The sequence below is a fragment of the Inquilinus sp. CA228 genome, from assembly GCF_052078665.1.
GTDB lineage: Bacteria > Pseudomonadota > Alphaproteobacteria > DSM-16000 > Inquilinaceae > Inquilinus.
In genome coordinates this window covers 1-18332 of sequence record NZ_JBQJIK010000086.1, presented here as the reverse complement: position 1 = coordinate 18332, position 18332 = coordinate 1, and the positions used below count along the sequence as shown (strand labels likewise).

Sequence of the window (18332 nt, the reverse complement as noted above, 5' to 3'; positions counted from 1 at the left end):
GATGTCTGTCAGCGGGCTGACAGAGAAGGGCTGTAGCACGAGGGCCGCCCGTGCCTCAAACCGAACTTCCCCGGCGCGGCGGATCACGCCGTGGCGGTGACGATCCAGGCGGCCGTGTCCAGCAGCACGCCGTCGGCGGTCTGGTGCGGTGCCAGCGCCTCGCGCACCGCGGCGGCGACGGTGTCGCGCTTGTCCTCGTGCTCGCGCAGCAGGGCGCCGACCGGGCCGCTGCGCAGCACCAGGGCGAGGGTCTGGTCCAGGTCGCCGACGCCGGCCTTGGTGTCGAAGGCCGTGACCCCGATCCCGGAGAAGCCGGCGCGGCCGAGGATGCCGCGGATCCGGTCGGGATCGGCGAAGGCGAAGGCGCCCGGTGCGCCCGGAACCGGGGGCGGCAGCGGCGGCAGGTGGCGCAGCGCCGCGGCCAGCGGCACCGTCGCCCAGCCGTTCTCGGCCATGCTGCGCCAGCAGACGAAGGCGAGGCGGGCGCCCGGCCGCAGCGCGCCGTACAGATTGCTGAACGCCGTGGCCGGATCGTCGAAGAACATCACTCCGAAGCGCGAGAACAGTCCGTCGAAGCCGGGCGGCTCGAGGCGGGCGGTCTGGGCATCGGCCTCGACGAAGCGGACATTGCCCAGGCCCGCCTCGGCGGCGCGGCGCCGGGCGAGGTCGAGCATCGGGACCGAGATGTCGACGCCGAGCACCTGCCCGCCGGGGCCGACGCGCCGCGCCAGATCCAGCGTGCTGCCGCCGCTGCCGCAGCCGATGTCGAGCAGCCGTTCGCCTGCCTTCGGCGCCAACGCCTCGACCACCCGCCGGCTGAACGGCGCGGTCATCTGATCGAACCGGTCCTGCATCTCGACCCAGACCGACCCGCCGGCCTCGTTCCAATAGGCGATCTGGTCGGCGTTCGGCGTCTCGGCTTCATTCGTCGCCATGCGAGATCCCCTCTGGCCGGCGGCGCCGGCGGTTCAGTCCGCGGCCTGCGGCGGCGCCAGCTTCACCGACTTGGTCAGATAGTCGTCGATATGGGCCAGCAGCTGGTCGTTGTGCAGCGTGAAGAAGTGGTTCGCCCCCGGGACCACCCGGTAGTCGATCTTGATGTCCTTCTGCTGCGACAGCTTGTTGACCAGCTTCTGCACCGATTCATGCGGCACGGTGTCGTCCTTGTCGCCCTGGACGATCAGGCCGGAGGAGGGGCACGGCGCCAGGAAGGTGAAGTCGTATTTGTTCGCCGGCGGCGCGATCGTGATGAAGCCGTCGATCTCCGGCCGGCGCATCAGCAACTGCATGCCGATCCAGGCGCCGAAGGAGAAGCCGCCGACCCAGCAGGCCTCGGCGTTCGGGTTCAGCGCCTGCATCCAGTCCAGCGCCGAGGCGGCGTCGGACAGCTCGCCCTCGCCGCGGTCATGGATGCCCTGGCTGCGGCCGACGCCGCGGAAGTTGAAGCGCAGCACGGTGAATTCGTGCTTCTTGAACGCTTGGTACAGCGTGTGCACGATCTTGTTGAACATCGTCCCGCCGCCCAGCGGGTCCGGATGCAGCAACAGGGCGATCGGCGCGTTGGTGCGCTTGCTCGGGGTATAGCGGCCTTCGAGGCGTCCCTCGGATCCGTTGAAGATGACGTCCGGCATCGGCCGTTAAGCTCCTCGAGATGGCGACGTGGCGGACCGGATCACCGGCGCGGCGTCTTGCGGTGCCGCCTGGCGGCGCGGTGGGGCGGCTTTCTTGACCATTGCACTCGGATATCTATATCTAAGCGGTCACTCACCCTGCCACGACGCGGACCGTGCCGGCCACCGCCGTCAACACGATCCACGGGAATTGTTCGTATAGCATCGGGACGGCCTTCGTGTTCAAGCGTCTTGATCGAGGCATACCGGGCGGGTCGGGGCTGAGAAACGCGGATTGCGCTGCAGGCCGGGCCGCCAGAGGCGATGGGCATCCGGTCGGCGGTGCGGGCAGCAGTCGCAATTTCGGTCCGGCGGGCAGGTCGGGCCGTTGGGGGCGCAGAACATGCGTTTGAGCACCAAGGGACGCTACGCCGTCATGGCGATGGTCGACCTGGCACGGCACGGGGCCGACGGCCCGGTGGCGCTCGCCGACATCGCTCTCCGCCAGGAAATCTCCTTGCCGTATCTGGAGCAACTGTTTGCCAAGCTCCGCCGCGGCGGCCTGGTCCGCAGCGTGCGCGGGCCCGGCGGCGGCTACCTCATGGCCCGGCCCTGCGGCACGGTGCGGATCTCCGACATCATCTTCGCGGTGGACGAGCCGATCCAGGCCACCCGCTGCGAGAAGCACAGCCCGCTCGGCTGCCACAGCGACAAGAGCCGCTGCCTGACCCACGACCTGTGGGAGGAGCTGGGCAACCAGATCCATATGTACCTGTCCTCGGTGACGATCGAGGACGTGGTCAACCGCCGGGTGCTCGGCTCCAGTCATCTGTTCTCCTCCGGGCAGGGCGCGACGGTCGCCGCCGAGTGAGGCGCGCGCCGTGACTTTTGTCTATCTCGACCACAACGCCACCGCGCCGCTGCGGCCGGAGGCGCGCGAGGCCATGCTCGCGGCGCTCGAGGCCGTCGGCAACCCGTCCTCGGTGCACCGCTTCGGCCGGGAGGCCCGCCGGCTGGTCGAGACGGGGCGGGCGCGGGTGGCGGCCCTGGCCGGGGTCGCCCCGGCCCAGATCGTCTTCACCGGCAGCGCCACCGAGGCCAACGCCCTGGCGCTCACCGGCCTTGGTCGGCGCCGGGTCCTCGTCTCCGCCATCGAGCATGACAGCGCCCTGGCCTGGGCCACGGACCGGATTCCGGTCGGCGGCGACGGCCGGGTCGATCTCGACGCTCTTGACCGGATGCTGGCGGAAGATGCCGGGCCGGCGGTCGTCTCGATCATGGCGGTGAACAACGAGACCGGCGTGATCCAGCCGGTGGCGGAGGCCGCTTCGGTCGCCCGCCGCCACGGCGCGCTGGTGCATTGCGACGCGGTGCAGGCCGCCGGGCGGATCGCGCTGCCCGTGGTCGGGGTCGAGGTCGATGCGCTCAGCCTCTCGGCCCACAAGCTGGGAGGGCCGCAGGGCATCGGCGCCCTGGTGCTGCGCGACGGGCTGCCGCTGGCGCCGCTGCTGCGCGGCGGGGCGCAGGAGGGCCGGCGCCGGGCCGGCACCGAGAACGTCGCCGGCATCGCCGGCTTCGGCGCCGCCGCGGCCGCCGTGGCCGATCGGGCGGATATGCCGCGGATCGCGGCGCTGCGCGACGATCTCGAACGGAGGCTCGCGGCCGAGGGTGCGGTGGTGCTGGGCGCCGGCGCGCCGCGCGTCGCCAACACCAGCTGCGTCGCCATGCCCGGCGTCACCGCCGAGACCCAGGTCGCGGCGCTCGATCTCGCCGGGGTCGCGGTCAGCGCCGGCTCGGCCTGCAGCTCCGGCAAGGTCCGCCGCAGCCATGTGCTGGAGGCGATGGGGCTGCCGGCCGACCTGGCCGAGAGCGCGATCCGGATCAGCCTGGGCCCCGGGACCGATGCCGCGGCGATCGACCGCTGCGCCGCCGCCTGGGCCGATCTCACCCGGCGAAGGCGCAGCCGTGCGGTGGCCTGAGAGGTGGCATGAGGTTTCGCCGGTTGCCCCCTTTGCGGCGCTTTCGTAGAACACCACGTCTTCGAGCAGGAGTACGGGCCAGAATGCCCAGGATCATCTTCATCGAGCCGGACGGAAACCGGCGCGAGATCGACGCCCCGGCCGGGCTGTCGATCATGGAGATCGCGCACAAATACGACGTCGATCTGGAAGGCGCCTGCGAGGGCTCGCTGGCCTGCTCGACCTGCCACGTGATCGTCGAGCCGGACTGGTACGGCCGGCTGCTGCCGGCGCGGGAGGACGAGGAGGACATGCTCGACCTCGCCTGGGGCCTGACCAAGACCTCGCGCCTCGGCTGCCAGATCATCATGAGCGACGAGCTCGACGGCCTGACGGTGCGGCTGCCGGGCGGCAGCAACAATCTGATGTGATGCAAGGGGATAGGGTGACCGGCCGGCGGCATGAGCGGACCGCATGGCGGAGTTCACCCGGGCGCGGTTGAGAACGACTCTCGCAGTCGGGTTTTCGCTGGCAATCGCCGCCGAAACGCCTATCTATTGGCGAGGGAAGGGCGGCAACACTGGCCCTCCAAGGACTATTCCTCGGGGCCTTCCACATCGGAGTACCCGACTAGCCCACTCGGTTAATCGGTTCCTGGCACAGGGTTGAGGAGCGAGGCATGGCGGCAGTCCAGGAGACGGTCCGGCAGGTCGAAGAGATCACGAACAGCCGCTACAAGCATGGCTTCTTCTCGGACATCGAGATGGAGACCGCGCCGAAGGGGCTGACCGAGGAGACCGTCCGCTTCATCTCCGCCAAGAAGAACGAGCCCGAATGGCTCCTGGAATGGCGGCTGCGCGCCTTCCGGCTGTGGCAGACCATGGAGGAGAAGCACTGGGCGCGGATCAGCCACCCGCCGATCGACTACCAGAACGCCTACTACTACGCCGCGCCGAAGAAGAAGCCCAAGCTCGGCAGCCTGGACGAGGTCGATCCCGATATCCTGGCCGTCTATGAGAAGCTCGGCATCCCGCTGCGCGAGCAGGAAAAGCTGGCCGGCGTTGCCGTCGATGCCGTGTTCGACAGCGTCTCGGTGGCAACCACCTTCAAGGACCAGCTCGAGAAGGTCGGGGTGATCTTCTGCTCGATCTCCGAAGCGGTGCAGCGCTACCCGGAGCTGGTGCGCCAGTATCTCGGCTCGGTGGTGCCCTATTCCGACAACTACTTCGCCACTCTGAACTCGGCCGTGTTCACCGACGGGTCGTTCGTCTACATCCCCAAGGGCGTGCGCTGCCCGATGGAGCTGTCGACCTATTTCCGCATCAATGCGGAGAATACGGGCCAGTTCGAGCGCACCCTGATCATCGCCGACGAGGGCAGCTACGTCTCCTATCTGGAGGGCTGCACCGCGCCGCAGCGCGACGAGAACCAGTTGCACGCCGCGGTGGTCGAGCTGGTCACGCTCGACGACGCCGAGATCAAATACTCCACCGTCCAGAACTGGTATCCGGGCGACGAGGAGGGCAAGGGCGGCATCTACAATTTCGTCACCAAGCGCGCCGCCTGCCGCGGCCGAAACTCCAAGGTCAGCTGGACCCAGGTCGAGACCGGTTCGGCCATCACCTGGAAATACCCGAGCTGCATCCTGCAGGGCGACAATTCGGTCGGCGAGTTCTACTCGGTGGCGATCACCAATAACCGCCAGCAGGCCGACACCGGCACCAAGATGATCCATATCGGGAAGAACACGACCTCCCGGATCATCTCCAAGGGCATCTCGGCCGGGAAGTCGGACAACACCTATCGCGGCCTGGTGCGGATCCTGCCGGGCGCCGAGGGCGCGCGCAACTTCACCCAGTGCGACAGCCTGCTGATCGGCGACCAGTGCGGCGCCCACACCGTGCCCTACATCGAGAGCCGCAACCCGACGGCGCAGGTGGAGCACGAGGCGACCACCAGCAAGGTCAGCGACGACGTGCTGTTCTATTGCCGCCAGCGCGGCATCGGCACGGAGGAGGCGCTGGGCCTGATCGTCAACGGCTTCTGCCGCGAGGTGCTGCAGGCGCTGCCGATGGAGTTCGCGGTCGAGGCGCAGAAGCTGGTCGGCATCAGCCTGGAAGGCTCGGTCGGTTGAGGCCCCGCCGCGCTCGCGCGGCGAGATCGTAAGAGGATGGCCGGCCTTGCGCCGCCGCATTGTTTCGAGGAAAGGCCGCGGTGAAGCGGCGAGGGAACGCGGAATGCTGGAGATCAAGGACCTGCACGTCGCCGTCGACGGCAAGGAGATTCTGAAGGGGGTCTCGCTCGCCCTGAGCAAGGGCGAGATCCATGCCATCATGGGGCCGAACGGCTCCGGCAAGTCGACGCTCAGCTACGTCATCGCCGGCCGCGACGGCTATGAGGTCACCGGCGGGTCGATCACCTTCGAGGGCGAGGACCTGCTGGTGATGGAGCCGGAGGAGCGCGCGCGGGCGGGCGTTTTCCTGGCGTTCCAGTACCCGCTCGAGGTCGCCGGCGTCGGCACCGTCACCTTCCTGCGCACGGCCTACAACGCCCACCGCAAGCATCGCGGCGAGGCCGAGCTGGATCCGATGGAGTTCATCAAGCTGCTGCGCGAGAAGGCCAAGAGCCTCGGCATCGACACCGAGATGCTGAAGCGCTCGGTCAATGTCGGCTTTTCCGGCGGCGAGAAGAAGCGCAACGAGGCGCTGCAGATGGCGCTGCTGGAGCCCGCCCTCGCGGTGCTGGACGAGACCGACAGCGGCCTCGACATCGACGCGCTGAAGGTGGTGGCCGAGAGCGTGAACAAGCTGCGCTCGCCCGACCGCGCCTTCCTGGTGATCACCCACTACCAGCGCCTGCTCAGCCACATCGTCCCCGACCACGTCCACATCCTGGCCGACGGCCGGATCGTCCGGTCGGGCGGCAAGGATCTGGCGCTGGAGCTCGAGGAAAAAGGCTACGCCGGCGTTATCCCGGCAGCCGCGTGAGGCCGCGATGAGCGAGCGGATCACCCCATCGCCTGTCGTCGCCGCCCAACGCGAGCGTTTCGCCGCCAGCCGCTCGGCGCTGCCCGGCGTCGGCCACAGCGCCGTCGCCCGCCGCCGCGAGGCGGGGATGGCCCGGTTCGAGAGCCTCGGCCTGCCGACGCGCAAGCAGGAGGCCTGGAAGTACACTGACCTGCGGCGGCTGGAGAAGCTGGGCCTGAACGGCGCCACGGCGCCGGCCGAGACGGCGCTGCCGGACTCCCTGCGCGGCTTCGTGCCGGCGCAGGGCCCGTCCATGGTCTTCGTCAACGGCCGGCTGCGGCCGGAGCTGTCGCATCTCGGCGATCTGCCGAAGGGGCTGCGCCTCGACGGCTATGCCGCGGCGCTGGAGGCCGGCGACGTCGAGGTCGAATCCCGCTTCGCCGCGCCCGCCGATGCGGCCTCGCTGGTCGAGCTGAACACCGCCCTGGTCGAGGACGGCGCAGTGCTGCGCATTGCCCCCGGCGCGGTGGTCGAGGCGCCGGTCCGCCTGGTCTTCCTGACCGCGCCCGGCGCCGTGGCGGTGGCCAGCCACCCGCGCATCCTGGTCCTGGCCGGCGCCAACAGCCAGGCCACGGTGATCGAGGCCTATCACGGCACCGACGGCACCGGCTATTTCACCAATGTGGTGGTCGACGTCGAGATCGGCGACGGCGCCCGGCTGCGCCATTACCGGCGGCAGAGCGAGGGGCTGAACGCGGTGCATCTGCTGAACGGCAGCGCCACCATCGGCCGCGACGCCACCTATGACAGCTTCACCCTCAGCCTCGGTGCCGACCTGGCGCGGACCGAGGTGGTCGCGACCTTCACCGGCCGCGGCGGCAACGGCCACATCACCGGCGCCTACCTGGCCGACGGCAGCCGCCACATCGACACCACCACGCTGATCGACCACGCCGTGCCTGACTGCCGGTCGCGCGAAGTGTTCAAGGGCGTGCTGGACGGCAAGGGCAGGGGCGTCTTCCAAGGCAAGATCATCGTCCGCCGCGACGCCCAGCGCACCGACGGCTACCAGCTGAACCGGGCGCTGATGCTGTCGCGCACCGCCGAGATCGACAGCAAGCCCGAGCTCGAGATCTACGCCGACGACGTCAAGTGCAGCCATGGCGCCACGGTCGGCGAGATCGACGCCGAGGCGCTGTTCTACCTGCGCAGCCGCGGCATCGACGAGCGCGTCGCCCGGGCCATGCTGGTCGAGGCCTTCCTGCGCGAGGCGCTGGAGGAGGTCGCCGACGAGGCGGTGCGCGCGGAGTTCGAAGCCGCGGTCGAGCGCTGGCTCGCCGCGCGGCACCAGGAGGGTTAGGCCCGATGGATACCCGGCTGCATGCGAGCGGCATCAACGCCTATGACGTGAACGCCGTGCGGGCGGATTTCCCGATCCTGTCCCGCACCGTCTACGGCAAGCCGCTGGTCTATCTCGACAACGCCGCCTCGGCGCAGAAGCCGCGCTCGGTGATCGACGCCGAGAGCCGCGTCTACGAGGAGGAATACGCCAACGTCCATCGCGGCCTGCACTATCTCAGCGGCGCCGCGACCGACGCCTTCGAGGCGACGCGCGAGGCGGTGAAGCGCTTCATCAACGCCGCCTCGATCAAGGAGATCATCTACACCCGCGGCACCACCGAGGCGATCAACCTGGTGGCCCAGAGCTACGGCCGCGCCTTCCTGAAGGAAGGCGACGAGATCATCGTCTCGGTGCTGGAGCACCATTCCAACATCGTGCCCTGGCAGCTGCTGGCGCAGGAGAAGGGGCTGGTCCTCAAGGTCGCCCCGATCGACGACGACGGCAACTTCCTGCTCGACGAGTTCGAGACGCTGCTGTCCCCGCGGACCAAGCTGGTCTCGATCACCTACATGTCGAACGCGCTCGGCACCATCGTCCCGGTCAAGGCGGTGATCGAGCGGGCGCATGCGGTCGGCGCCAAGGTGCTCCTGGATGCGGCCCAGGCGATCACCCACATGCCGATCGACGTCCAGGCGCTGGGCTGCGACTTCCTGGCCTTCTCCGGCCACAAGCTGTACGGCCCGACCGGCGTCGGCATCCTGTACGGCCGCGAGGAACTGCTGGAGGCGATGCCGCCCTGGCAGGGCGGCGGCGAGATGATCCGCACCGTCAGCTTCTCCGGCACCACCTTCGCCGAGCTGCCGGCCAAGTTCGAGGCCGGCACCCCGGCCATCGCCCAGACCATCGCGCTGAAGGCGGCGATCGACTATGTCACCGCGCTCGGCCTCGACACCATCGCGGCGCATGAGCGCGATCTGCTGGACTACGGCGTCGAGCGGCTGTCGCAGATCCCGGGCCTGACCATCGTCGGCCGGGCGCGGGAGCGCGCCTCGATCATCTCCTTCGCCATGGACTTCGCCCATCCGCATGACATCGGCACGGTGATCGACCAGGCCGGCGTCGCCGTGCGGGCCGGCCATCACTGCGCCCAGCCGCTGATGGAGCGTCTGGGGCTGCCGGCGACGGCCCGCGCCTCCTTCGCCCTGTACAACACCAAGGCCGAGATCGACGTGATGGCCGAGGCGCTGGGCAAGGTGGTCAAGCTGTTCGGGAAATGACGATGCAGCTGTCCCAGGACGAGCTGGAGGAGAACTTCGCCCTCCTCGACGATTGGGAGGAGCGCTACGCCTACATCATCAGCCTGGGCGACGCGCTGCCGCCCTTCCCGGAGGCCGAGCGGGTCGAGGCCAACAAGGTGCATGGCTGCCAGAGCCAGGTCTGGCTGATCGCCCGGCCGGAAGACCAGGCGCCGGACCACATCGTGTTCCAGGGCGACAGCGACGCCCGCATCGTCAAGGGGCTGATCGCCATCGTCACCAGCGTGTTCTCCGGCCGCCGGCCGGAAGAGGTGGCGGCGATGGACCTGCGCGGCCTGTTCACCCGGCTCGGCCTCGACACCCATCTGACCAGCGGCCGCCGCAACGGGCTGGCCTCGATGGTCGAACGGATCAAGGAGATCGCGCGGCGCCATCTGGCCGCGCGGGAGGCGACATCATCATGACCCCACCCGCCCACTTCCCCGATGACGGCCTCGGCCTGAACGACTTCATGCGCGCCGGCACGCTGGACGTGCCGGAGCCGGACTGGATCCATGTCGTCACGCCGCTGTCCAAGGTCACCTACCCGCTCGACGTCGAGGCCACGCGCTCGGCGGTGATGGACAACCTGACCCTGGTGTTCGACCCGGAGCTGCCGGTCAACATCGTCGAGCTCGGGCTGATCTACCGGGTCGAGGTGTCGCCGGAGGGCAAGGTCGCGATCGACATGACCCTGACCGCGCCGAACTGCCCGGTGGCCGGATCGATGCCCATGATCGTCGAGCGCGGCGCCGCGGTGGTGCCGGGCGTGACCGAGGCCAAGGTCAACCTGACCTGGGACCCGCCCTGGTCGATCGAGCGCGCCAGCGAGGATGCCCGGCTGGCGCTCGGAATGTGAGAGGACGGGGCAGGGCGGGGCTGCCTTGCCGCCGCAGACCGTTGAAGTCTTTTCCCGATCGGCCCATCTTGTGGGTCGAGGACAAGAGGTGAACAGGATGCGCGCCCTACCGCCGCCGATTTCCCTGACCGACCGCGCCGCCGACCGCGTGCGCGACCTGATCGCGAAGTCGCCGAAGCCGATCCTCGGCCTCCGGGTCGGGGTCAAGGCGCGTGGCTGCTCCGGCCTCAGCTACTTCATGGAATATGCCGAGGAGCGGAAGAAGTTCGAGGATGTGGTCGAGAGCAAGGGCGTCACCGTCCTGATCGACCCCTCGGCGATCATGTTCCTGCTCGGCACCGAGATGGACTGGGTCCAGGAAGAGTTCGGCGCCCGTTTCGTGTTCAACAACCCGAACGAGGTCGACCGCTGCGGCTGCGGCGAGAGCTTCCGGGTGGCCCAGCCGGAAGGCAAGGAACCCGCCCCGGTCGGCGCGTAACGCGGCTCGGCCGTCGCCATGGCGCATCCGGCCGGCGACGCGCCGGACCTGACTCCCCGAACCCTCCGCCGTCTTCTGTCGCCGCCGCGCTTGCGGCGGATGATGCGTTTCGCCGTCGGCGGCATCCTGGTCGGCTGCATGGCCGTCGCCTTTGCCAAGGCCGCGGACGAGGCGCAGAGCCTGTTCTTCTGGCTGACCGATGGCCGGCTGTGGCTGGCGCCGATCCTGGGCGCCGTCGGCTTCGGCGCCTCGGCCCTGGCGGCCCAGCGGTGGTTCCCGGCGGCGCCCGGCAGCGGCATCCCGCAGTGCATCGCGGCGATGCGCCGGCCGCTGGAGCTGATGCCGAGCCAGCTCAACGCCCGCACCGGCATCGGCAAGATCCTGCTCTGCCTGGTCGGCCTCGCCTGCGGCGGCTCGATCGGGCGCGAGGGGCCGACCGTGCAGGTCGGCGCCGTGATCCTGGCCTGGTTCACGCCGCACGCCAACCCGGCGCGGCTGCGGCGGGTGATCACCGCCGGCGGCGCGGCCGGGCTGGCCGGTGCCTTCAACACGCCGCTGGCCGGCATCGTCTTCGCGCTGGAGGAGCTGGTCGGCGGCTTCGACATCCGCAACCGCATGGCGGTGCTGGCCGCGATCTTCCTGTCCTCCGCCGTCGCCATCGCCGTGCTCGGCGACTACACCTATTTCGGCCGCCATGCGCTGGATTTCACGCCGGGGGCGATCCCGGTCTTCCTGCTGGTCGCGGCGCTGGCCGGCATCCTCGGCGGCCTGTTCGGCCGCTGCGTCCTGGCGCTGACCCGGCTGCTGCCGCGACTGTTCCGCCGGTTCGGCCGCTGGTCGGTGCTGGCCGCGGCCGCCAGCTGCGGCCTCCTCGCCGGGCTGATCGGCCTGGCCGCCGGCGGCGTCACCTTCGGCACCGGCTACGAGCCGACGCGGCTGGCCCTGGAAGGCGGGCACAGCCTCGCCTGGTGGTTCTTCCCGGCCAAGTTCGCCGCCACCGCCCTGGCCTCCTCGGCCGGCATCCCGGGCGGCCTGTTCGCGCCCTCGCTCTCGGTCGGCGCCGGTTTCGGCGTCATCTTCGCGCCGCTGGTCGACCCCGACCTGGTGCCGTCGCTGATGCTGGTCGGCATGGCCGCCTACCTGACCGGCGTCACCCATTCGCCGGTCACCGCCCTGGTGCTGCTGGCGGAGATGACGGGCGAATCCCGCGGCCTCGCCATCCTAATCCCGGCCGTCGGCCTGGCCTGGGCGGGATCGCGGTTGGTGCTGCGGCATGGGTTGTATCATGTGTTGGCCGAGCGAATTCTTGCGCGAGGCGGCTGGAATCCTTCAGGGACAACCTGATATCGTCTGCCGCAAAGGAAAAAGCACCTTTGGGGGTTCAGGTGAGATACGGTCTTCCGGCGCTGATCGCGCTGGCGCTCCTCGGCTGCACGCAGAACCCGGGCGAGTCGCCTGGCGCGCTGTCACGGACGGTGACGGTGAACGGCCTCGACATCGGCGTCACCCGGCTGACGGAAACCAGCTGGGGCGCCTGGCTGGTGGGGCCGAGCCTGATCGGCCCGTCCCCGGCCAAGGTCCGTGCCGCTGAGCGCAAGGCGATCGAGCAGGTGTCGGCCTGCAAGGTGACCAAGGTCATTCCGGGCGACAACCCGATGCGGGCGGAATATGTCGAGCTGACGGTGGCCTGCTGAGCACCCGCCTCTATCTCCAGCCTCAGCCGGTCGGCAGCTTCAGCTCGTAGCGCTCGGTCCAGCGGCTGCGGTCATAGGGCGGCTCGCCGGAATCGGCGAACACCTCCACCGCCTCGGTGATCTGGCCGTCGCGCAGGCGGTACAGCGAGACGGCGTGCACGATATCGTTGCCGTCGGTCAGCAGCACGCGGGAGACCGCCCGCTCGCCCGCCTGGATCAACTCCTGCAGATGGCAGCGCCAGCGGCCAGGATAGTTGGCGTTGAGGGCGATGAAAGCGTCGGCACCACGGACGCGCTCACAGGTCTGCGGCCAGTCCGCCACGAAATCATCGGCCAGCAAACCGAGGGCGCGGGACCAGTCGCGCGCATCGAAAGCACGCCACAGGGCGGTGACGACATGGTCGTCCATGGCATTTCGGTCAATTTGTTCCCAATTTGTTCATTATGCCGAAGACAATCCTGTCTGTCGAGGGCCTGTTATGAATATGAAATACCATTAAATAATTGTATTTTATGCAAACTATTTCCAAAATACTGTATGCTATTCGTCAATCAACGGGCCGGGGCCGTGAATCCTGCCAGCCGAAAGGACCGACCATGATCACCCTGTCGCGCCGCCTGCTGCTGGCCGGCTCGATCGTCGTTGCCGCCTTGGCGCCGACGCTCGGCCGGGCCGCCGATCCGGTGTCCGGCATCACCCTCGACTGGGCCTATTACAACCCGGTCAGCCTGGTGCTGAAGGACAAGGGCTGGCTGGAGGAGGCGCTGAAGCCGCAGGGCGTGTCGGTGACCTGGGTGCAGAGCGCCGGCAGCAACAAGGCGATCGAGTTCCTGAACTCCGACAGCGTCCAGTTCGGCTCCACCGCCGGCGCCGCGGCCCTGCTGGCGCGGATCAACGGCAGCCCGATCAAGGCCGTCTATTCCTATTCCCGGCCGGAATGGACGGCGCTGGTGACCAATGGCGACAGCCCGATCCAGTCGGTCGAGGAGTTGAAGGGCAAGCGGGTCGCCGTCACCCGCGGCACCGACCCCTACATCTTCCTGCTGCGCGCCCTGGCCGATCACGGCCTGACGGAGCAGGACATCGAGGTGGTGCTGCTGCAGCACGCCGACGGCCGCAACGCCCTGATCGGCCACCAGGTCGACGCCTGGGCCGGGCTGGACCCGATGATGGCGCAGGCGGAGCTGGAGCAGGGGGCGCGGCTGTTCTACCGCAAGCCCGAGTTGAACACCTATGGCGTGCTGAACGTGAACGAGCAGTTCGCCGCCGACCACCCGGAGATCGTCGAGACGGTGATCCGCGCCTATGAGCAGGCGCGGACCTACGCCCTGGCCCATCCGGACGAGCTGCGCGCCGCCCTGGTCCAGGCCGCCGGCCTCAGCGACGCGGTTGCGGCCAGGCAGCTGGAGCGCACCGACCTGTCCGGCCCGGCGATCGACGCGCCGAAGCGCGACACCATCCTGAACGCCGGGCTGGCGCTGCAGAAGGCGGGGGTGATCGAGTCCTCGGTCGATGTCGCGGCCGCAGTCGACGCGCTGCTCGACGCCCGCTTCAAGACCGCGCTGGCGCAGCCATGACCAGCCTCGACCCCGCCGCCGTCGGAACCACCATCCGCGAGCCGCGCGCCGCCGGCGCGCTCGGCACCGTCGCGGTCGGGCTGATCCTGCCGGTCGGGCTCGCCCTGGGCTGGGAGGTGCTGGCCACCCTCGGCCTGGTCTCGACCCGCCTGCTGCCGCCGCCCTCGCAGATCCTCCGGACGCTGGGCGACCTGGCGGCGCGCGGCGTGCTGCTCGACCATGTGCTGGCGACGCTGTGGCGGGTGTGGTGGGGCTTCCTGCTCGGTGCCGCCGCTGGCACGGCGCTGGGCGCCGCCACCGGCGTGTGGCCGCTGGCCCGCCGCCTGCTGGACCCCAGCATCCAGGCGCTCCGCAGCATCCCGTCGATCGCCTGGGTCCCGCTGTTCATCCTGTGGTTCGGCATCTTCGAGACGCCGAAGGTGCTGCTGATCGCGGTCGGCGTGTTCTTCCCGGTCTACCTGACCCTGGCCGGCGCCATCGCCTCGGTCGACCGCAAGCTGGTCGAGGTCGGGCGGATCTACCGCTTCGGCACCTGGGACCTGGTGCGCCGGATCCTGCTGCCGGCGGCGCTGCCGACCTACATCACCGGCCTGCGCGGCGGGCTCGGCCTCGGCTGGATGTTCGTGGTGGCGGCCGAGTTCATGGGCGCCAGCAAGGGCCTCGGCTACCTGCTGGTCGACGGGCAGATGACCGGCCGCCCGGCCACCATCCTGGCCGCGATCCTGCTGTTCGCCGTGCTCGGCAAGCTCAGCGACATGGCGCTGGCCACGCTCGGCGCGCGGCTGGTCCGCTGGCAGGACGGCTTCAGGCCGGAGGGGGCGTGACCATGCTCTCCCTCACCGGCGTCGCCAAGCGCTACCCGAACGGGCTGGATGCCCTGGCCGGCATCGACCTCGCGGTCGAGTCCGGCGCCATCGTCGCCGTGGTCGGCGCCAGCGGCTGCGGCAAGAGCACGCTGCTGCGCCTGATCGCCGGGCTGGAGCGGGCGACGGCCGGCACGCTCTCGGTCGCCGGCCATCCGGTGGACGGGCCGGGTGAGGATGTCGGCGTGGTGTTCCAGGAGCCGCGGCTGATGCCCTGGCTGACGGTCGAGGCCAATATCCGCTTCGGCCTCGGCCGGCTGCCCCGGGCCGAGGCGGCGCGGCTGGCGGCGGAGGCGATCGCCCGGGTCGGGCTCGCGGGCTTTGCCGACGCCTGGCCGCGACAGCTCTCCGGCGGCATGGCCCAGCGCGTCGCCATTGCGCGCGCTTTGGTAGCCCGGCCCAAGGTGCTGTTGCTGGACGAGCCTTTCAGCGCGCTCGACACCTTCACCCGGCGCGACCTGCACCGCCACCTGCTGGAGATCCGGGACTGGCTCGAGCCCACCCTGATGCTGGTGACGCACGACATCGACGAGGCGCTGGCCCTGGCCGCCCGCGTGGTGGTGCTGGCCGGCCGGCCGGGCCGGATCGCCGCCGACATCGCCGTGCCGCTGGCCCGGTCTGAGCGGGAAGGGGCACCGGAGCTGCTGCGGCTGCGCGAGGCCGTGCTATCCTCCCTGGCGCCGCCGCGGGATGCTGCGGCCGGCCGCGATGCGGGCGCCGCAGGGGCCCGGGCTTCGGCCGTGCCCGTCACGATCTGAGAGACGACGATGGATGCCGAGACGCTGCGCGCCTTGCAGGCGCCGCTGAAGGACAAGTATCGCGAGGCGCCGGATGCGGCCCTGATCACTCTGCGCGCCAACGGACGGCTGGGCGAGGAGGGGGTGACCTGCAAGGTCGAGACCGGCCGCGCTTTGGCCGAGGCCGGGCTGCACCCGGCGACCGGCGGCGACGGCCTGTCGCTGTGCTCCGGCGACATGCTGCTGGAGGCGCTGGTGGCCTGCGCCGGGGTGACGCTGAAGGCGGTGGCGACGGCGCTGGCCCTGCCGATCACCGGCGGCACCGTCTCGGCCGAGGGCGATCTCGACTTCCGCGGCACGCTGGGCGTGGCCAAGGACGCCCCGGTCGGCTTCCGCGCCATTCGCCTGCGCTTCGCCGTGGAGGGCGACCTGACCGAGGAGCAGCGCGCCACCCTGCAGAAGCTGACCGAGCGCTACTGCGTCGTCTACCAGACGCTGCGCCAGCCGGCCGAGTTCATGGTCGACCTGGTGAATGCTTGAATCCATGGCTGATTTGGCGAAAATTCAAGCCGAATCCTTGTATTGACAACTGCCTAATATTTGCCTGATCCGGTGCCTTTTGCTTCGGCACCGGATGGGGCCTGATCGGGGCCCTCACGGCGCCGGAGACGAGGCTTTCCCATTCTGGCATCGTTCTTGCTGCTCTGGCATCGTTCTTGCTGCTGTCGTCATCCGCGGCCGGATCGCTCCGCCGCGACTGTCGAAGGGGCATGATCGATGCAAGAGGAACAGGGGGACGGCGTCAGCCGCCGCGGCCTGCTGTCGCTGATCGGGATGACGGCGGGCAGCGCCGCCATGTACCAGGCGATGACCAGCCTCGGCCTGGCGGCGGAGTCCGGCTACAAGGGGCCGGTCGATCTGGGCGGCGACCCGAAGGGCGCCACGGTGCTGGTGCTCGGCGCCGGCCTGGCCGGCATGACCGCGGCGCTGGAACTGCGCCAGGCCGGCTATTCGGTCCAGGTGCTGGAGTTCAACGACCGGCCGGGCGGGCGCAACTGGACGCTGCGCGGCGGCGACCGCTACACCGAGCTGGGCGGCGCCACCCAGACCTGCGGCTTCGACCAGGGGCTGTACCTCAACCCCGGCCCCTGGCGCATCCCGTACCATCATCACGGCGTGCTGGCCTATTGCCGGCGCCTGGGAGTGGCGCTGGAGCCGTTCCAGCAGCTCAACCACAACGCGCTGCTGCACAACACCAAGGGCTTCGGCGGCAAGCCGCAGCGCATCCGCGAGATCAAGACCGACTTCCAGGGCCATGTCTCCGAGCTGCTGGCCAAGGCGACGCAGCAGGGCAAGCTGGACGAGGCGGTGTCGAAGGAGGATCGCGAGATCCTGCTGCAGGCGCTGAAGGCCTGGGGCGCCCTGGACAAGGACTACGGCTACAAGGCCGGCGAGATCTCGGCCGACTTCCGCGGCTACGCCAAGGATGCTGGCGGCGGGCTGGGGGCCGAGCCGGTGCCGGGCGAGCCGATCGGCCTGTCCGACATCCTCGGCTCGCGGCTGTGGCGCAGCCTGCAGAGCTTCGCCCTCTACGAGTTCCAGACCACCATGTTCCAGCCGGTCGGCGGCATGGACATGATCGGCAAGGCCTTCGCCGCGCAGCTCGGCGGCCTGATCCGCTACAATGCGAAGGTTACCCGGATCCAGCAGGGCGAGGGCGGGGTGACCGTGACCTATGAGGACACCACGAGCCCCGGCAGCCCGCTGCAGGCCAAGGCCGATTGGTGCGTCTGCACCATCCCGCTGACCGTCCTCAGCCAGATCCCGATCGATGTCGGCGCCAAGATGCAGGCGGCGATCGAGGCCGTACCCTATGCCTCCTCGGTCAAGGTCGGGCTGCAGTTCAAGCGTCGCTTCTGGGAGGAGGACGAGGCGATCTACGGCGGCATCAGCTACACCGACCTGCCGATCCGCCAGATCTCCTATCCCAGTACCGGCTACAATCTCGGCGGCAAGGGCGTGCTGCTCGGCGCCTACAGCTGGAACGGCCCGAACTCCTACGAGTTCACCGCCATGGACCCGGCCGAGCGGGTGCGCCGCGCGGTCCAGTACGGCCAGCAGATCCACCCGCAATACGCGGCGGAGTTCGAGACCGGCATCTCCGTGGCCTGGCACCGGGTGCCCTTCACCCTGGGCTGCGCCGGCGACTGGACCGACGAGGCGCGGGCCCAGCACTACGACAACCTGTGCCAGATCGACGGCCGCATCGTGCTGGCCGGCGAGCACGCCTCCTACATCCCGGCCTGGCAGGAGGGGGCGATCCTCTCGGCGCTGAACGCGATCGAGCGGCTGCACCATCGGGTGATCGCCGCATGACCGCTCTCCGCCCATCCCACAGGAACTCCGCCATGATCGTCCGTTCGGCGGCCCGGCTGGCCGCGATCCTCCTGCTGCTGCCCGTGGCCGCGGTCGCCCAGGACGCTCCGATGCTGAGCCCGGCCTCGACCTTCGCCGAGGCCGATGGCGCCGCCCTGTTCGCCAATGTCTGCCAGGCCTGCCACATGCCGGCGGGGCAGGGCGCGGCCGGCGCCGGCCACTACCCGGCCCTGGCGAAGAATCCGAATCTCGAAGCCGGGGCCTATCCGGTCTATGTCGTCGTCCACGGCCTGAAGGGCATGCCGCCGATCGGCAAGATGATGACCGACGACCAGGTGGCCGCGGTGGTGAACTACCTGCGCACCAATCTCGGCAATGCCTACACCGATCCGGTGACGGCCCAGGACGTGGCCGACGCCCGCAATTGACCACGCGCACCAAAGAGGGCGCTTATCGGGATAGGGGGAAGCCTCGCGGCTCCCCCCTCCCACACCACCGGACATACGGGTCCGTATCCGGCGGTTCGGGGGATTAAGCGGTGAGCGGGTCGGCGACGGAGGCGAGGCCGAGGGCCTG

21 protein-coding genes are annotated in these 18332 nt (G+C 69.7%); 18 read left to right on the top strand and 3 right to left on the bottom strand.

All coding sequences use genetic code 11. From position 1 onward, the window contains the following. Positions 1 to 83: 83 nt before the first annotated feature. Positions 84 to 935, bottom strand: coding sequence for a class I SAM-dependent methyltransferase (locus tag ACTOWL_RS31665; RefSeq protein ID WP_441325276.1), 852 nt, complete (start codon positions 933 to 935; stop codon positions 84 to 86). A 33-nt stretch (positions 936 to 968) separates the two neighbouring features. Next, a complete protein-coding gene (locus tag ACTOWL_RS31660) occupies positions 969 to 1631 on the bottom strand; it encodes an alpha/beta hydrolase (protein WP_441325275.1) in 663 nt (220 codons plus the stop codon). Between the two features lie 382 nt (positions 1632 to 2013). Here ACTOWL_RS31660 and ACTOWL_RS31655 point away from each other — a divergent pair, with 382 nt between their 5' ends. The 12 genes from ACTOWL_RS31655 (at position 2014) to ACTOWL_RS31600 (ending at position 12202) form a co-directional block, all read left to right on the top strand. Then, on the top strand, positions 2014 to 2481 hold the full coding sequence (locus ACTOWL_RS31655) for an Rrf2 family transcriptional regulator (RefSeq protein WP_441325274.1): 468 nt from the start codon (positions 2014 to 2016) through the stop codon (positions 2479 to 2481). Between the two features lie 10 nt (positions 2482 to 2491). Then, a complete protein-coding gene (locus tag ACTOWL_RS31650) occupies positions 2492 to 3589 on the top strand; it encodes a cysteine desulfurase family protein (protein WP_441325273.1) in 1098 nt (365 codons plus the stop codon). 83 nt (positions 3590 to 3672) lie between these two features. Next, on the top strand, positions 3673 to 3999 hold the full coding sequence (locus ACTOWL_RS31645) for a ferredoxin family 2Fe-2S iron-sulfur cluster binding protein (RefSeq protein ID WP_441325272.1): 327 nt from the start codon (positions 3673 to 3675) through the stop codon (positions 3997 to 3999). Positions 4000 to 4247: 248 nt separating this feature from the next. Beyond that, the gene (gene sufB, locus ACTOWL_RS31640; protein ID WP_441325271.1) at positions 4248 to 5702 is read left to right on the top strand and encodes a Fe-S cluster assembly protein SufB; all 1455 of its coding nucleotides are present in this window, start codon (positions 4248 to 4250) and stop codon (positions 5700 to 5702) included. A gap of 103 nt (positions 5703 to 5805) precedes the next feature. Then, a complete protein-coding gene (sufC, locus tag ACTOWL_RS31635; protein WP_441325270.1) occupies positions 5806 to 6555 on the top strand; it encodes a Fe-S cluster assembly ATPase SufC in 750 nt (249 codons plus the stop codon). Between the two features lie 7 nt (positions 6556 to 6562). After that, the gene (gene sufD, locus ACTOWL_RS31630; RefSeq protein ID WP_441325269.1) at positions 6563 to 7894 is read left to right on the top strand and encodes a Fe-S cluster assembly protein SufD; all 1332 of its coding nucleotides are present in this window, start codon (positions 6563 to 6565) and stop codon (positions 7892 to 7894) included. A gap of 5 nt (positions 7895 to 7899) precedes the next feature. Continuing rightward, entirely contained in the window at positions 7900 to 9153 is a 1254-nt protein-coding gene (locus ACTOWL_RS31625; RefSeq protein ID WP_441325268.1) for a SufS family cysteine desulfurase, read from the top strand. 2 nt (positions 9154 to 9155) lie between these two features. Continuing rightward, the gene (locus tag ACTOWL_RS31620) at positions 9156 to 9596 is read left to right on the top strand and encodes a SufE family protein (protein WP_441325267.1); all 441 of its coding nucleotides are present in this window, start codon (positions 9156 to 9158) and stop codon (positions 9594 to 9596) included. Further along, positions 9593 to 10030 carry an iron-sulfur cluster assembly protein gene (locus tag ACTOWL_RS31615; RefSeq protein ID WP_441325266.1) on the top strand — a complete coding sequence of 146 codons (438 nt, stop codon included), beginning with the start codon at positions 9593 to 9595 and terminating at the stop codon, positions 10028 to 10030. Before ACTOWL_RS31620 ends, ACTOWL_RS31615 begins: the two co-directional genes overlap by 4 nt. Before the next feature lie 97 nt (positions 10031 to 10127). Next, on the top strand, positions 10128 to 10508 hold the full coding sequence (locus ACTOWL_RS31610) for a HesB/IscA family protein (RefSeq protein WP_441325265.1): 381 nt from the start codon (positions 10128 to 10130) through the stop codon (positions 10506 to 10508). 99 nt (positions 10509 to 10607) lie between these two features. Continuing rightward, complete coding sequence (locus ACTOWL_RS31605; protein WP_441325264.1) at positions 10608 to 11852, top strand: chloride channel protein; 1245 nt, start codon at positions 10608 to 10610, stop codon at positions 11850 to 11852. Positions 11853 to 11893: 41 nt separating this feature from the next. Continuing rightward, the gene (locus ACTOWL_RS31600) at positions 11894 to 12202 is read left to right on the top strand and encodes a hypothetical protein (protein ID WP_441325263.1); all 309 of its coding nucleotides are present in this window, start codon (positions 11894 to 11896) and stop codon (positions 12200 to 12202) included. Positions 12203 to 12224: 22 nt separating this feature from the next. Here ACTOWL_RS31600 and ACTOWL_RS31595 read toward each other — a convergent pair whose 3' ends face one another. Continuing rightward, a complete protein-coding gene (locus tag ACTOWL_RS31595) occupies positions 12225 to 12611 on the bottom strand; it encodes a nuclear transport factor 2 family protein (RefSeq protein ID WP_441325262.1) in 387 nt (128 codons plus the stop codon). 188 nt (positions 12612 to 12799) lie between these two features. Here ACTOWL_RS31595 and ACTOWL_RS31590 point away from each other — a divergent pair, with 188 nt between their 5' ends. From ACTOWL_RS31590 to ACTOWL_RS31565, 6 genes are all read left to right on the top strand, one after another. Continuing rightward, on the top strand, positions 12800 to 13780 hold the full coding sequence (locus tag ACTOWL_RS31590) for an aliphatic sulfonate ABC transporter substrate-binding protein (RefSeq protein WP_441325261.1): 981 nt from the start codon (positions 12800 to 12802) through the stop codon (positions 13778 to 13780). After that, positions 13777 to 14604, top strand: coding sequence for an ABC transporter permease (locus ACTOWL_RS31585; protein WP_441325260.1), 828 nt, complete (start codon positions 13777 to 13779; stop codon positions 14602 to 14604). Before ACTOWL_RS31590 ends, ACTOWL_RS31585 begins: the two co-directional genes overlap by 4 nt. Before the next feature lie 2 nt (positions 14605 to 14606). Continuing rightward, positions 14607 to 15401: an ABC transporter ATP-binding protein gene (locus ACTOWL_RS31580; RefSeq protein ID WP_441325286.1), complete on the top strand. Its 795-nt coding sequence runs from the start codon at positions 14607 to 14609 to the stop codon at positions 15399 to 15401. A gap of 9 nt (positions 15402 to 15410) precedes the next feature. Next, complete coding sequence (locus ACTOWL_RS31575) at positions 15411 to 15920, top strand: OsmC family protein (RefSeq protein ID WP_441325259.1); 510 nt, start codon at positions 15411 to 15413, stop codon at positions 15918 to 15920. 237 nt (positions 15921 to 16157) lie between these two features. Beyond that, positions 16158 to 17756 carry a flavin monoamine oxidase family protein gene (locus ACTOWL_RS31570; RefSeq protein WP_441325258.1) on the top strand — a complete coding sequence of 533 codons (1599 nt, stop codon included), beginning with the start codon at positions 16158 to 16160 and terminating at the stop codon, positions 17754 to 17756. Positions 17757 to 17788: 32 nt separating this feature from the next. Continuing rightward, positions 17789 to 18184, top strand: a complete 396-nt coding sequence (locus ACTOWL_RS31565; RefSeq protein ID WP_441325257.1) for a c-type cytochrome — start codon at positions 17789 to 17791, stop codon at positions 18182 to 18184. Positions 18185 to 18332: the final 148 nt, after the last annotated feature.

Excerpts from the sequence above, each read along its gene's own strand:
- ACTOWL_RS31665 (WP_441325276.1), bottom strand. The coding sequence starts at position 935 with ATGGCGACGAATGAAGCCGAGACGCCGAACGCCGACCAGATCGCCTAT.
- ACTOWL_RS31660 (WP_441325275.1), bottom strand. The coding sequence starts at position 1,631 with ATGCCGGACGTCATCTTCAACGGATCCGAGGGACGCCTCGAAGGCCGC.
- ACTOWL_RS31655 (WP_441325274.1), top strand. The coding sequence starts at position 2,014 with ATGCGTTTGAGCACCAAGGGACGCTACGCCGTCATGGCGATGGTCGAC.
- ACTOWL_RS31645 (WP_441325272.1), top strand. The coding sequence starts at position 3,673 with ATGCCCAGGATCATCTTCATCGAGCCGGACGGAAACCGGCGCGAGATC.
- sufB (WP_441325271.1), top strand. The coding sequence starts at position 4,248 with ATGGCGGCAGTCCAGGAGACGGTCCGGCAGGTCGAAGAGATCACGAAC.
- sufC (WP_441325270.1), top strand. The coding sequence starts at position 5,806 with ATGCTGGAGATCAAGGACCTGCACGTCGCCGTCGACGGCAAGGAGATT.
- sufD (WP_441325269.1), top strand. The coding sequence starts at position 6,563 with ATGAGCGAGCGGATCACCCCATCGCCTGTCGTCGCCGCCCAACGCGAG.
- ACTOWL_RS31625 (WP_441325268.1), top strand. The coding sequence starts at position 7,900 with ATGGATACCCGGCTGCATGCGAGCGGCATCAACGCCTATGACGTGAAC.
- ACTOWL_RS31620 (WP_441325267.1), top strand. The coding sequence starts at position 9,156 with ATGCAGCTGTCCCAGGACGAGCTGGAGGAGAACTTCGCCCTCCTCGAC.
- ACTOWL_RS31615 (WP_441325266.1), top strand. The coding sequence starts at position 9,593 with ATGACCCCACCCGCCCACTTCCCCGATGACGGCCTCGGCCTGAACGAC.
- ACTOWL_RS31610 (WP_441325265.1), top strand. The coding sequence starts at position 10,128 with ATGCGCGCCCTACCGCCGCCGATTTCCCTGACCGACCGCGCCGCCGAC.
- ACTOWL_RS31605 (WP_441325264.1), top strand. The coding sequence starts at position 10,608 with ATGATGCGTTTCGCCGTCGGCGGCATCCTGGTCGGCTGCATGGCCGTC.
- ACTOWL_RS31595 (WP_441325262.1), bottom strand. The coding sequence starts at position 12,611 with ATGGACGACCATGTCGTCACCGCCCTGTGGCGTGCTTTCGATGCGCGC.
- ACTOWL_RS31590 (WP_441325261.1), top strand. The coding sequence starts at position 12,800 with ATGATCACCCTGTCGCGCCGCCTGCTGCTGGCCGGCTCGATCGTCGTT.
- ACTOWL_RS31585 (WP_441325260.1), top strand. The coding sequence starts at position 13,777 with ATGACCAGCCTCGACCCCGCCGCCGTCGGAACCACCATCCGCGAGCCG.
- ACTOWL_RS31580 (WP_441325286.1), top strand. The coding sequence starts at position 14,607 with ATGCTCTCCCTCACCGGCGTCGCCAAGCGCTACCCGAACGGGCTGGAT.
- ACTOWL_RS31575 (WP_441325259.1), top strand. The coding sequence starts at position 15,411 with ATGGATGCCGAGACGCTGCGCGCCTTGCAGGCGCCGCTGAAGGACAAG.
- ACTOWL_RS31570 (WP_441325258.1), top strand. The coding sequence starts at position 16,158 with ATGCAAGAGGAACAGGGGGACGGCGTCAGCCGCCGCGGCCTGCTGTCG.
- ACTOWL_RS31565 (WP_441325257.1), top strand. The coding sequence starts at position 17,789 with ATGATCGTCCGTTCGGCGGCCCGGCTGGCCGCGATCCTCCTGCTGCTG.